The 13,689-nt window shown below is 34.0% G+C and carries 11 protein-coding genes and 2 pseudogenes; 4 read left to right on the forward strand and 9 right to left on the reverse strand.

Going from position 1 to position 13,689, the window contains the following annotated elements; all coding sequences use genetic code 11:
• From ACE38V_RS21385 to ACE38V_RS21405, 5 genes are all read right to left on the reverse strand, one after another.
• Positions 1–1,152 carry a mannitol-1-phosphate 5-dehydrogenase gene (locus ACE38V_RS21385; protein WP_375844571.1) on the reverse strand — a complete coding sequence of 384 codons (1,152 nt, stop codon included), beginning with the start codon at positions 1,150–1,152 and terminating at the stop codon, positions 1–3.
• A gap of 1 nt (position 1,153) precedes the next feature.
• A complete protein-coding gene (locus ACE38V_RS21390) occupies positions 1,154–1,591 on the reverse strand; it encodes a PTS mannitol transporter subunit IIA (protein ID WP_375844573.1) in 438 nt (145 codons plus the stop codon).
• A gap of 1 nt (position 1,592) precedes the next feature.
• A complete protein-coding gene (locus ACE38V_RS21395) occupies positions 1,593–3,719 on the reverse strand; it encodes a BglG family transcription antiterminator (protein WP_375844575.1) in 2,127 nt (708 codons plus the stop codon).
• 311 nt (positions 3,720–4,030) lie between these two features.
• Entirely contained in the window at positions 4,031–5,452 is a 1,422-nt protein-coding gene (locus ACE38V_RS21400) for a PTS mannitol transporter subunit IIBC (protein ID WP_375844577.1), read from the reverse strand.
• A 454-nt stretch (positions 5,453–5,906) separates the two neighbouring features.
• Positions 5,907–7,382 (reverse strand): C69 family dipeptidase, encoded by a 1,476-nt coding sequence (locus tag ACE38V_RS21405; RefSeq protein WP_375844578.1) that lies wholly within the window; start codon positions 7,380–7,382, stop codon positions 5,907–5,909.
• A gap of 504 nt (positions 7,383–7,886) precedes the next feature.
• Here ACE38V_RS21405 and ACE38V_RS21410 point away from each other — a divergent pair.
• The 4 genes and pseudogenes from ACE38V_RS21410 to ACE38V_RS21425 all read left to right on the forward strand — a co-directional run.
• Positions 7,887–8,465 carry a TetR/AcrR family transcriptional regulator gene (locus ACE38V_RS21410; RefSeq protein WP_375844580.1) on the forward strand — a complete coding sequence of 193 codons (579 nt, stop codon included), beginning with the start codon at positions 7,887–7,889 and terminating at the stop codon, positions 8,463–8,465.
• A gap of 275 nt (positions 8,466–8,740) precedes the next feature.
• Positions 8,741–9,280 carry an HXXEE domain-containing protein gene (locus ACE38V_RS21415; RefSeq protein ID WP_375844582.1) on the forward strand — a complete coding sequence of 180 codons (540 nt, stop codon included), beginning with the start codon at positions 8,741–8,743 and terminating at the stop codon, positions 9,278–9,280.
• Between the two features lie 132 nt (positions 9,281–9,412).
• Positions 9,413–9,925, forward strand: a complete 513-nt coding sequence (locus tag ACE38V_RS21420; RefSeq protein WP_375844583.1) for a ferritin — start codon at positions 9,413–9,415, stop codon at positions 9,923–9,925.
• A 283-nt stretch (positions 9,926–10,208) separates the two neighbouring features.
• A pseudogene (locus tag ACE38V_RS21425) lies at positions 10,209–10,386 on the forward strand (zinc ribbon domain-containing protein); the annotation flags it as partial.
• Positions 10,387–10,395: 9 nt separating this feature from the next.
• On the opposite strand, the gene ACE38V_RS21430 reads toward ACE38V_RS21425, so the two are convergent.
• The 4 genes and pseudogenes from ACE38V_RS21430 to ACE38V_RS21445 form a co-directional block, all read right to left on the reverse strand.
• Entirely contained in the window at positions 10,396–11,121 is a 726-nt protein-coding gene (locus ACE38V_RS21430; RefSeq protein WP_375844585.1) for an alpha/beta fold hydrolase, read from the reverse strand.
• Between the two features lie 840 nt (positions 11,122–11,961).
• Positions 11,962–12,361, reverse strand: a pseudogene (locus ACE38V_RS21435) (DUF5360 family protein).
• Positions 12,362–12,398: 37 nt separating this feature from the next.
• The gene (locus tag ACE38V_RS21440; protein WP_375844587.1) at positions 12,399–12,719 is read right to left on the reverse strand and encodes a DMT family transporter; all 321 of its coding nucleotides are present in this window, start codon (positions 12,717–12,719) and stop codon (positions 12,399–12,401) included.
• A gap of 21 nt (positions 12,720–12,740) precedes the next feature.
• The gene (locus tag ACE38V_RS21445) at positions 12,741–13,298 is read right to left on the reverse strand and encodes a TetR/AcrR family transcriptional regulator (RefSeq protein ID WP_375844589.1); all 558 of its coding nucleotides are present in this window, start codon (positions 13,296–13,298) and stop codon (positions 12,741–12,743) included.
• Positions 13,299–13,689 lie beyond the last annotated feature (391 nt).

Consider the following 13,689-nt stretch of genomic DNA (forward strand, 5'->3'; position numbering starts at 1 on the left):
CTATTTTTTCAATTGGCTATACTCTTCAACAATTCCATTAAATAATGAAGAGCTTGAATCTAATGTAGTATATTTGTTGATAGCAGCTTCAAGTCCTTCTTCTTTAATGGTATTCTGAACCTGAACGGCTTCTTCATCTCCTTGAAAATCATAACTAAGAGCAGCTGCTATTCCTTTTAATAGGAATTTCGGTTCTTCACCAATGACTTCAACATATTGCCTTGCTGGACTGACAAGGCGATCATTTGGTCCTAATTTGCGAATTGGAGAACGTGCTACCCTTGTCACCTCATCGACAATAAAGGAGTTTTGGAAGCGAGAAATAATTTTTTGAATATATTTTGCATGATCCTCTGGGTTAAAGCCATATTTTTTCACTAGGAAAGCTCCACTTTCCTTAAGAGCCCCCTCAACTAAGTCACGTACTTGTTGATTGTCCATCGCTTGGTTAATTGTCTCCATTCCAAAATGGTAGCCAAGATATGCAGCAAGGGCATGCCCGGTATTTACTGTAAATAACTTTCTTTCGATATATGGCACTAGCTCTGGGACATAAGTAATCCCTTCAATTTCCGGCTTTTCTCCAACGAGTTTGGTTTCTTCCACAACCCATTCATAAAAAGGTTCTACCTTAACCATTAGTTTATCCTCATTGACCTGATTCGGTACAATCCGGTCAACAGCGGAATCAGGAAAACCAAAACGCTCTGCAAATTGCTTTCTTTCTTCCTCAGTTAGTACTTCAAAAATTTTCTCTTTTAACAAGCTTGTTCCGCCAATCATATTTTCACAAGCGATGATATTTAGTGGTTTCTCAGATTGCTCTAGGCGCAAACGTAAACCATCTGCGATTAATCCAGCAATCATTGGAAGAATCGTTGGACCAATAGCTGTCGTAACAAGATCAGCTTCTGCAATTGCCTTAATAACCTCTTCAGGATTTAAGCGGCTATTAATCGCGCGAACATTTTTGATTGTCATCTCTTGTTGAGATGGCTCTGCAAGAACCACTCGATATTCTCTTTTTTCATTAAGAAGATTAACAATTTCTTCATTCACATCAATAAAACAAGTTTCATATCCTGAATGATATAATAAATTTCCAATAAATCCTCTGCCAATATTTCCTGCTCCAAAGTGTACAGCTAACATATTAGTTCACTCCTTCAAAAATTGAAATGACTTCTTCAGGTGATTTCGCAGAAACAAGCTTTTCGACATTCTCCACTTCTGATAAAACGATGGCAATTTTTGAAAGGATGTCTAAATGCTCGCCATCTTTACCAGCGATTCCAATCAGGATTTTGACAATATTTCCTGATCCAAAATCAACACCTTGAGGGACTTGGACAAAAGAAATTCCAGATGACTTTACTAAGTCCGCGGAGTCTTCTGTTCCATGAGGAATAGCGACAAAATTCCCCATATAAGTAGAAGTTAACTCTTCTCTTTCCATCATTTTTTGGATATATCCTAATTCTACATAGCCGTTTTCAACTAGGATATTACCCGTAAATTTTATTGCCTCTTCTTTAGTTGACAAAGCTACATTTAACTTAATATTCTCATTGACTAAAATACCCTTTGACATTTTATACACTCCTTATTTGTGCTAATTTTTCATTGAAAAATTGATCTAATCTTGATGTAAGTAAACTTTCTATTTGATCCCGATTATTAGATTGAAAAATAGCTGTACTCTCTTCACTTTCTATTAACAAAGTACTTAATTGACTTAATACTTCCAATCCTTTTTCGGGGAATACTAACGGTGATAAGAGCAGTGCTACATATTTCATATCTACAGCGCTTTCATCCATGCCGACAATAGTGATGGGTTCTTTTAAAACTCCAATAAGAAAACTCGGTTGTATCACATGAGAGGAGCGCGCATGATATAAAGCTAGTAGTGTGCCCGGGATTCCTAATCCACCAAGCTTTTCTCTATCCAAAAGGGCATTCACTACCTCTTCTGGTTGGTTAATCTTCTGATTATTCGATAGTTGTATGCAAAGTTTATGCAATATTTCTTTGATGGATTGAGTATCGCTTATCTCAACCAATTCGAAGCCTTCAAGAATCGTAGCAATTGTACCTGCATATTCATGGATACTTTTCATTTCTTCAATAAAGGTGGAGCGATCTTTTTTCTTGTTCTCATGATGTAAAGGAATCGAGAGCCTTTTTTCAGAACCATGTACCAGCTTATATTGATTAATATAGGACCGAATTCGGCCAACTTCCTCTGTAGTTAAAAACGGGCTCACTTCAATATAATCTACGGTCTCATCTGGAATGGGAATCGTAGAAATCACTAATTGATAGTCATGGTCTCCTTTCAGCCTATTAAATTCCATTAAGGAGACATTTTTGACTTGCGTTAGCTCTGGAAATTCCTTCTGTAATTTGGTTGCTAACAACTTCGATGTTCCAATACCACTAGAACAAATGACAAGTGTTTTGAGATTCTTTATTTCTCGGTTCCCCATCAAAGCGGCTCCAAAGTGCATGACGATGTACCCAATTTCCTCGTCCGGTATCTGAAATTCATGAAACACCTGTGTAATCGCTTCCTTTACGATGGTGAACAATTCAGTGTAATCTCGCTTAATTTTTTCTAACAAAGGATTACTGATGCCCATTTTATGTTTAATTCGATATACGGCTGGCTTTAAATGAAGCGTTAAGCCTTCAAATAATGAACGATTATCAGAAAGATCGATTCCTGTTCTTTTTCCGATATAATCAATCAGATTTTTCGTCTTAATCCCGACCTGGAGACTTGAATCCTCGATTAAGTATTCATGGTCATGCCTTAATTTTGCACCCTTTAAATGCATTGTAATGTATGCAATTTCAGTTTCAGGAATGGGTATCTGAAAAATTTTCTCCAGTTCCGAAACCATTCTTTCTGCAAATTTATATTCCTTAGATAGCTTTTGATCTTCTAGATATACGGAAGAAATCGTAATGCCCTCACCTTTTTGGATTCGCTCAAGAGCCAATGCCAAATGAACGACAAGGCCAATAAAAGCACTGTCAGCCATCGTAAAAGGCAATTCCTGGACAACAGATTCTACGATTTTTTCAACAATCACGAGCTTTCTTTTTTCAACAAGGCCCATCAATCGTTCCGAAATGGAATGAATTTGCTGTGTAGACCACTTCTGGATATTTTCTCTTGTAAGGGAGAGAATCTCGGATTCATCTAGGTATTCAGAGATCAGATTGCTCATAGCTCTCCTTTTTGCCCCTTCATCACCTTCGATTTCCACTCCATATCCTCGTTTACGAATGAGGGATAAACCATATGTTTTTAATCTCTCTTCCAGCTTTGTCAGGTCTGTACTGACCGTGGCAATGGTGACGTTAAGGTCATTGGCAAGACCAAGCAATTTCACCGGTCCATTTGTTTCAAGCAACTCACATAGGATAATCGTTTGCCGTTCATCAGGTGTATATTCATTATGGGAGAGATTAAACAAAAACATTTCCAATTCTCTTATTTTGCTTCGGTCTCCCGTAATATTAACACCGACACCCGATTTTTTTTCTAAAAATAAGTCATATTCCTTCAGAATATCATCTACGTTCTTTAAATCCCGATGAATCGTTCTCTCACTTACTCCAATTTGATCAGCAAGATGTTTCACTGTGGTTTGATCCATTTTAGATAGCAGGATTTCAAGAAGCTGTCGTTCTCTCGCGGATATATACAATTTCATCACTCCGTGTCAGGTAGTATCTAATCTTAGATTGTTGCAAAAACTTAAATTACATACTATCTAATAATTATATTAGAACTTGAAACCCACATATACAACAATACTTAAATGCTATTTAGTCAATGGAGTTGTTGACATTTTTTAAATAAGTCTCTTTAAATGTTAATGAATAAGCAAGCCTTTTCCTCTTAAAAGACTCAGGAAATCTCTTGAATTTATGTAAAAAAAGTAAAAACACTCTAATGAATCAGCCTATCAAATTAAAGAAGCCTAGATATTGCTCTAGGCTTCTTATTGATTTTCCTTTACTTTTTTAAAGAGTTCACTAACTCATCATACTTTGGACTATTTAAGAAGTTGTCTACAGAAATATGAGTAGCTTTAGGAAGTTTCGAAATCGCGCGGTCTGTTAAATCTTTATGGGTTACAACAACGTCGGCATCATCTGGAAGATTACTAATAGCTGTATTAATAACCGTTATATCCAAGCCTGCTTTTTGCACTTTATTTCTAAGGATTGAAGCACCCATTGCACTGGAACCCATCCCTGCATCACATGCAAAGACAATTTTCTTTACTTCGTTAGGGTTAATTGTATTTGTTTCAGTTTGCGCTAATACGGAAGAAACAGAGCTTTTCTTTCCTTTCATTTCTTCCATTTTCGTTGTTGCTTCTGAAAGATCTTCTTCAGTTGATTTACTTGTTTTTAAGATTAATGCTGCTACTAAGAATGAGACAATGGTTGCAACTAGTACACCTGCAAGTACTCCAAAGTAACCGCCTTTTGGCGTCATTGCTAGGTAAGCAAAGATACTTCCTGGTGATGGAGCTGCTACTAATCCGGCATTAAAGATTGAAAATGTAAATGTTCCGCTGACGCCCCCAGCCATAGTTGCAAGGAGAAGTTGAGGCTTCATTAGAATGTATGGGAAATAAATTTCATGAATACCACCAAAGAAATGAATAATGGCTGCACCAGGTGCTGTACTTTTAGCTGTTCCTTTGCCGAAAATCATGAATGCAAGTAATACACCAAGTCCAGGACCAGGGTTTGATTCTAACATGAACAGGATAGATTTTCCTGCATCTGAAGCTTGTTCTAATGCTAATGGAGTTAAAATACCATGGTTAATCGCATTATTTAAGAATAGGACTTTCGCGGGTTCAATGAAAACGTTTGCTAATGGTAAAATATGATGGTCTACAATAAATTGAACGCCTGATGCTAATACATTACTAATCGCTTCAACAACTGGGCCAATTCCCTTATAAGCAATTAGGGTTAACATACCACCAAGGATACCAGCAGAAAAGTTATTGACTAACATTTCAAAACCAGCTTTAATTTTTCCATGAACTAGTTTATCAAATCCTTTAATGACAACCCCACCGATAGGACCCATAATCATAGCTCCTAGGAACATTGGGATATCCGTTCCGACAATGACACCCATTGTGGCAATTGCACCAACTACTCCACCTCGGATATCATAGACCATTCTACCTCCTGTAAAACCTATTAATAATGGCAGTAAGAATTTGATCATCGGATCAACGAGAGTGGCTAAATCTTTATTAGGAATCCATCCGGTCGGAATAAATAGTGCTGTAATAAGACCCCAAGCAATAAATGCTCCAATATTTGGCATGACCATTCCGCTTAAAAAGCTACCAAATTTTTGCACTTTTACTTTAAAGCCCGATTTATTTTCAATTGTGTTATCCATATATCTTTTCTCCTTTCGTTTTTGTCTTACTTTATGATTTTATATTAAAGCGTTTTCATTTCATTATCCATCTTTACAAAAGTGTAATTTGTCAAAACGATTGTTGCCATTTTCTAAAAAAAGATCGTATGGGTTGACATTTGACCCTGGATACATATTATAAAAAGGGCTAAAATTGCGATAAAACACAGAGGGGACATTGCTAACAACTCTAGAATGGCGGCTAAAATTAAGGGGATTATATCTCTTATAATTACCACTTAAACTGAGGTTCCAAGTTTGGTTATCCGATTAGGTAGGTAATGAATCGGTACTTTTGTCGCATCATGTGCACAATCATTTTTTCCTTTTATTTCTGCTTTGTTGCTATAAGTGGTACTATGCCAAAAAAAGGGCCAGTTTCACTGCTTTTTAGCAGTTAAAACTGACCCCAAAGTATCATCATTCTATTGGATTATAGATTTGGATCGAAAATACCTTTTGCATGTCCTGCAATATCCGTTATTAATCCATTTCTTAACTGTTTTGCTTTTGTGATGGCATCTTTAGCTGTGTCATTACTATATTTGGTTAAATACTGATTAGCTTTTTGTTTGTCAGTCTTATAAAGTAATGTAGCTCTTTTTTCAACCAAATTTTGATTTGCAATTAATTGATTCTCGTATTTATTCCAATAGTTTTTCAATCCTACTCCTAGTGTATCTGGGCTTGTTGCAGCTAAAGCAGCTGGTGCACGGAAAGCCCAGTAAGCGGATTGATCATCATATTGGTCATTGCCAAGTTTATAAGCAGCTGGTGTGTCAGTTGCTCCTTGATAGAATGGCAAATAAACACTGTATTCAGGGTTTGCTAGGCTAAGCCACATAACATTGGCAATATCAGCCGGCATATTAGATCTTAGTTGAATAACATGGGATTCCACAGTACGGTCTACCCCAACAGCACGTTCATCTTTTCCTGTACTTGTTGAAGGATCATATGGAGTTCCTTCATAATGAGAGCCTAAGAATTTCATCACTTGTTTTGGTGTGATTTTCTGATCTGGAATCATAAATAATGGATAGCGCTTCAAATCTGCATTTTGGACTTTTGATGGAGTAAAAGTCTTTTGACCCCACCACTCCCGACGAGTATTGTATAATTGACCGATATCACCGTAAGCTAATGCGAAATCAAATGTCGAACTATTGTCATTGCTTGATACTAATCCATTTTCAACTGCATAAGAAACTAAAGTTTTAGAGCCCATGAAGTTTTTCGTATCGGATAAATTCACATTATCGATTCTTAATCCATTTGCCACAATTAGATATGCGTTATCAGGTACTCTTTCAGCAACCCATTGATGTCCTGATCCCATCTCTAAATACCAAATTTCATTCTTATCTGCAATGGCTAGACCATTTGCTTCAGTAGACCCATATTTTTCAATGTACTTTCCAAGTAATTCAGCTCCTTCATGAGCTGTTTTAGCGCGTGGTAAAACTAAAGATGGAATAACAGACTCAGTTACACCATTATCAACAAATGGATCAGATGCTATTGCTTTTTCATTTGCATCTGCACTGTTTGTAGCTGAAATAGCGACTCCGTATTCGTTTATTCCTACTTCTTCAAAAGGCCCATCTGAAGGATCCCAATCTGGAACAGCAATATACTTATAGGAAACACTAGGTTGATCTACTGTTAGTCCAGTTACAAATTTTTGCTGTTCCCCTACTTTATGTACCTTACGAGGGAATACCTTTACATGTTTTGCCCATGCACTTGATACATCCTCATTACGTGCAACCATAACTGAACCATCTGCAGTTGCTTTTTTTCCAGCAAAAACCGATGTGCAAGCGCTTGCAGGAAAAGCAAATCCTCCGACAATTAAGGCACTAATGGCTGCTGCTACACATGCTTTTTTCATACCATGCATCTTCATTTGCCTTCCTCCTCTATTATCTCTAAGTTCATCGTTATTCTAACATATTAAATTTAAATTGGAAGGGTTTTCATATTTTGTTCACATAGAAATACCTTGTCCAAAATCATTAAGCGAGAAGGAATAAATGATCCTTTTTTCTTTCTCGCTTATCTCCTTATTTTTCAGCACTTTTTAGGATTTTCTTCCCGTTTTTTCTCCCCAACTAAAAAATTATGCATTTAGAAAAAATCACTCTCTAGGATTGTTAAGTTTGAAATTATATCAGAATATTTTTTAAAATAGATATTTGTTCACATTCTCTTCATCAAAATAACAAAATTGATCTCGAATATGTGTCTTAATCTTTATTCTAAATGCCTTTATCTGAAATGGAAGTCTCTACTATATAATTATTTTTCAAATAATCCATAAATCTATTTAATAGAATATCTTGACAGAAATTTAATTTGGTTTACAATTGAGTAAACACTCAAATTTTCAGACTAATTGTAGGTGGATTTATTGATATCAAAAAAGGATAAGATTGCACAAACTGCATTGAAGCTTTTTACAGAACAGGGATTTAAAGCAACAACAACAAAAGAAATTGCATTAAAAAGTGGTGTAGCAGAAGGTCTTATATTCTATTATTTTAAAGATAAAACTGAACTACTTAATCATTTAATTCGTGAGTTTTCTTTTATTGGGTCAATGCGCAAGGAGATGAAGGAATTATCGGAAATGGATCCCATTCCGGCTTTAATTCAATTGGGACATCTATATTTCGATTTTTTATCTCGTAATAAAAGTTTCTTATCATTTATTTGGTCCCCCGAAATGATACAGAACAAAGATATAAATGTGAAGGTTATTGACCTTATTCATTCAATGTCTCAACAAATCAACATGCATCTGACAAGGGCTTCTTCTGGTTCTGTTGAAAAAGAGACAATTGAATTGGCAGCTTCAATGTTTCTTTCAACCTTATTAACGCATTTTTTAGTTGGAGAAAGAGCACCAGTTGAATTTCATCTAAAAAGTGACGACTATATTAAGAATGCAGTCACTTTAATATTAAAAGGACTTGATATTTCTGATTAAGCATACTTTTTTTGAACGATATTGAGTATTTACTCAGGAGGCGTATGACAAATAAAATTATTTTTCAAGGATTAGGACGATTTTTACCAAAGTGTATAAGGTTACCACTATTTGAAAGTCTTATGAAGAAATTCCAAAGGCAAAGCAAATTAGGTTACTGTTGCAAATAGATTCGTTAATTTCTACATAATGGATCCTTTATTATAAGTTACTGGTTTTAAGGTTGTAATACAGAATGATTAACGTAGAAAAAGAGTGTAAAGAGGTGTTAATAAATGAACAATATGCAAGTCATTATATGGCTTTTCCCTATACTTTTTATGTTCCATGATTTTGAAGAAATTATTTTTATGAGAGCATGGGTAAGTAATAATAAAAGTTATATAAGTGAAAGGTTTCCTACATTATCCAAAAAGTTACTACCTCATTTTGATCATATGACAACATCTGCTTTCGCTTTAGGGGTAGCTGAAGAATTCATTTTAATTAGCATCATTACTGTTGTTTCCTATATGACAAAATGGTATGACTTATGGATAGGTTCATTTATTGCTTTTACTTTACATTTATTCATACATTGTTTTCAAGCATTGATAGTAAGAAAATATATCCCTGTTATTGTTACAAGTATTATTTGTTTACCCATTTGTATTTATATTATTAAGCAAATCATACAGATATCTTCGTTATATACCATTATTTTGTATTCTATTTTGTGCTTTATTATTATGGTTATCAATATAGGCCTCATTCATAAGTTAATGGCTATATTTAGCCAATGGATAGTCCGATATGAACATAAACAGAAGTTTTGATAATGAACAATATTCTTAGGGTCCATAGGGACTACGGGGATAACCTAATCAATTAGAAACCTTAGTTATTAACCATATAAAAAATAAATTCATAAGATACTTTGTGACAAATAACTAAAAGGTGTGATTCAAATGATTAAGGAAGAAGTTCAAAAGCTGCTTAATAATTTAATTCAACTCGAAAATTTATCGTCTTCCATCTATTTAGCCATGTCTGCCGATGCGAATCGTAAAAACTATACTGGTATGGCACATTGGTTAAAGCTTCAGTCAGACGAAGAGCGAACACATATGTTAAAGCTTATTGATTACTTAGCAGGTAAAGATGGAATCGTACAAATACTTGAAATACCAGCACAACCTGCAGATTTTGGTACACCACTAGAAACTTTTGAGAAAGCGTTAGAACATGAACGTTTTGTAACAAACGCATACCGGCAAGCTTATGATTATATTACTCAAGTAGATTCTCAAACCCTGATTATTATTCTAGATTTTTTAAGGGAACAAATTGAAGAGGAAAATCAAACCTTAACCATTGTAGAGAGGTTAAAAATAGCAAAGGATAATCCATCTGCTTTATTGTTGTTAGATCAAGAGTTGGGGCAAAGGAAGAACGGTGGAGTTGTAGAAGCAAACGGATAAACTACTCCCTTAGTATTAATACATTCTTTTATAAACTCAATTCCGTTATGAACTCAGATACCAAATTTTTCGAAATCTTTGTTCAATAATATGGCCCTAAAATGAAAAATGGGAGTTATCCTTGTTCTAGGATAGCGTCCTTTAATAGAATAACTTTATTAACTCTTAACAGTTCCTTAATCGACATTTCCATTCAGTTGTTCTTTTCTTTTCATTATAAAAACTCCCCTTAAGATAACCATATCCAAACGGGTAAAACGGTGCAACTTTATTTTAAACTCACAATATGTTAAAGAATCACAAATTAGCCAAAGCGATCAGTGAAGTATCTTGGACACAATTTAGAACGATGCATGAGTACAAAGCAAAATGGTACGATAAATGAATAGTTATCGTTTCTAAAACCTTTGCAAGTTCTCAGGCTATGTTCGTGTTGTGACTACCAAAACAAATACGTTAAGAAAAATTATTTACTTTACTACACTTCCTGCAACAAACCTGTCAATAGCTTCATTAAATTCTTCACGTTTCTCAATATTACTCAAATGTCCAGAACTTAATATCACACTCTTTGCATTTCTAATAAACATCTTCATCATATGTACGTTTATGAACGGTGTTACTTTATCGAAATATCCTCCAATCAATAATACTGGACATTTAATTCTTGATAACTCATAAAAATAATTTAACCCCATTGCACTTTTAGCTGCTTCGATATATCTATCTGTTATGTAAAATGATTTTTTCGCTTCATTTATGTACGCTTTATTATGCAATCCTCTATTTGCAATACAATCAATCAATGTTCCATTATCTATGTACTGTTTTGATCCATTTACTATTCCATAAGCAAACATTGGTATGTATGAACATGTATTTGCTAAGATTAATCCTTTAACTAAATCAGGTCGCTGTCTGTATATTTCTTGTGCTACAATTCCGCCCAATGACAAACCACATATGTATGTTGATTGGATATCTAATCGTTCCAATAATTTAATAATATTGGATGCAAAGTTATATATAGTTATTTCATCGTTTATTTCACTATCACCATGTCCAATTAGATCGGGTACGATTAAACGATATTTATTTGATAATTCATGTTGTGGATTCCAAGAATATTTCATTTGACATAACCCATGTATAAATACAATTGGTGTTCCAAATCCTTTATCTAAGTACGAAAACAATACTTCACCTTCCTTAATTCTTTTTTATCCATTTATTTCCTCTTTCTGTTTTAAATATGCAAATGAAAGAGAAATCAATTAGATACCGATAAGTTTCCGTACTTAGGAATCTTGCGACTTCAGTCGTGAGAAGTTCAATTTTTGAAGGAACATTATTGCAAATTAAAAAACCGATCATTCAGAGATCGGTTTTCATTTTGGTTTATTTTGCTCTCAATGATCTACGGAAAGTGTTTAAGGACAACACATTGAACGTAAAAGAAGCGATTCATAATGGGATGGATAAATTCAAATAAAATAACTTAAATTATCCGGAAGGTAATAAAACCTTCTTTTTTTTAGTAGCCCGATATGTTGCTCCACAATCTGGCCATTTAATGGAATAACTTAAATATCACTTAACAGGTTCTTAATTCACAAGAAAAACCGAAATCCCTTCTTTAAAGAGATAGGGAATTCCGGTGCATCTTTTTTATAAACGGTGCAACTTTATTTCAAAGCCAGAACAATTGTGGCTTTGAAATAAAGTTTGATCAAAAATATCTCACAAGCCAGCATTTTACGATATACAAAAGAATCCATTTTGAAAAAAAGATTGATCAAAATGTATTCATTTCAGCAGTTCTAAGTTTCGTTTTTATAAAAAAGTTTGATCATTTCGTAATGGTGTTGCTACACAATTGCATCGATTGCTGAATATTGAAAAATATGAAAAAATCTGTAAAAATAACCTTTCAATTATTTTACTAAAGTTATTAGTTAATTCAACAAGAAAAAAAAACTATCAATATCGTTAAGGATTCTAGTCTTCCCTTTCTTTTGCTATTCTGTTATTCAAATTTACGGTAAGCTTAATTCCCTATTTAACTGTCTTAATATTGATTTCAAGAAGACACAAGGATAAATAAGCAAGTATAAATTGAAGAGCCACCACATCCAGTCAAAATCCAATCGTATGATCCAAAAGGCAATTGCTTGCAAACCAGAGCAAAAGGTTAGTGCTAATGAGATTAGTGCAAAACTACACCAAAGCTTGTTTTGCTTGGCGAAAAAATAAAGGCTTAAAAACCCCGTAATAGAGATAAGTAAATCGAGAGGTAAAAATGACCAGTTCCATGCAACAAGAATTGGATGATTGTAATCTTTGAATAAATACTGCTCAGGGATTACATGAACAAGTGTTATCAACCAATAAATCAGAAACATCAGTAATAATAAAAAAATACTTTAACTTCTTCATTTGTTTGCTCCTCATTTGTTTGTATGTTGGATGATTCTTAAACCTTTCCAGTAAAGTTTAAAGTAACTACTCCGATAATAATTAATAAGATTGAAATAATCTTGACGATACTCAAACTTTCTCCAAAATACAAAAAACCGATAAGTGTAATCACAACAATTCCCATCCCTGACCAGACCGCATAAGCAATTGATATCTCTATGTTTTTTAAAGCTAGTGTTAGAAAACTTAGACTGCTAATATAAAAAACAATCATTAAAGCACTTGGAATTACTTTTGATAATCCGTTTGACAGCTTCATAGTAGTAGTACCTGCTACTTCAAAGAAGATAGCCAAACATAAAAATATCCAATACATACGCATTTTCCCCTCTATTTCTTATTTTTTGTTTGAAATTCCATACAAAAGGATTTCCATAATTGATTGCAGCATTTCTCCGACAGTGAATTGGTGTTTTACAAAAAATTTTGGATCATAGATTTGATTAATGGCACCTAAATATAACTCTATAAATAACGAGAGGTTGATAGGTTTGATGTAGCCGTCTTCGATACCTTTTTCCATAATTAGAAGAACTATCGACCACTCTTCTTTTAAAAATTGATCTAGCTTTACCCACTGATTATAGTGATATCTTTTTAAATCAGACAATAAACGAATGTCCATTAAATCAAATTCTATTGGAATACAGATAAGAATCTGTTTAATCTTTTCTAATAAATCTAACTCTTCATTTTCTGCAATTTGTTTTTCTTTCTCTTTAATTTGAAAAATAAGCCTATTTATTACTTCTGTAATAAGCTCATCTTTAGAGGAAAAATGTTCATAAACTGTTCTTTTACTGATAGTTAATTGTTTTGCCAAATCACTAATGGTAAATGTAAATCCTTTTTGATGGATTTGATGAATGGTTTCATTTATGATTCGCTCTTTCACCCTTCTGCCTCCTTAACTATTGGTACCTTAATATTTTTTTGGGTACCATTAATACTATATATTTTCAACTTTCAAAAGTAAAATTTTATTAAGGGATAGCACCAGGATGTTGCAATTAACAACGTTAAGGAAATCTACATAAAAAAAGCCTAATATCCCGTTTTAAATACCAAGAAATTAGGCTTTTATTTTCTTCAAACAAGGATAGGCCCTTTAATGGAATAACTAAAATATGGCCTCAGCCTTAAAATCACGTAATTGTTCTTATAGTGATAGGTAAGCATTTGAAGTTATCGCCAGCTTTTCCCCCACTTCACACCGTACAAGCGAGTTTCCCAGCATACGGCGTTCCAACTAATCCAATTCATTCAATTTTTATGTGTATGCAAGA

Source organism: Cytobacillus sp. Hz8 (assembly GCF_042263505.1).
Lineage (GTDB): Bacteria > Bacillota > Bacilli > Bacillales > Cytobacillaceae > Bacillus_BE.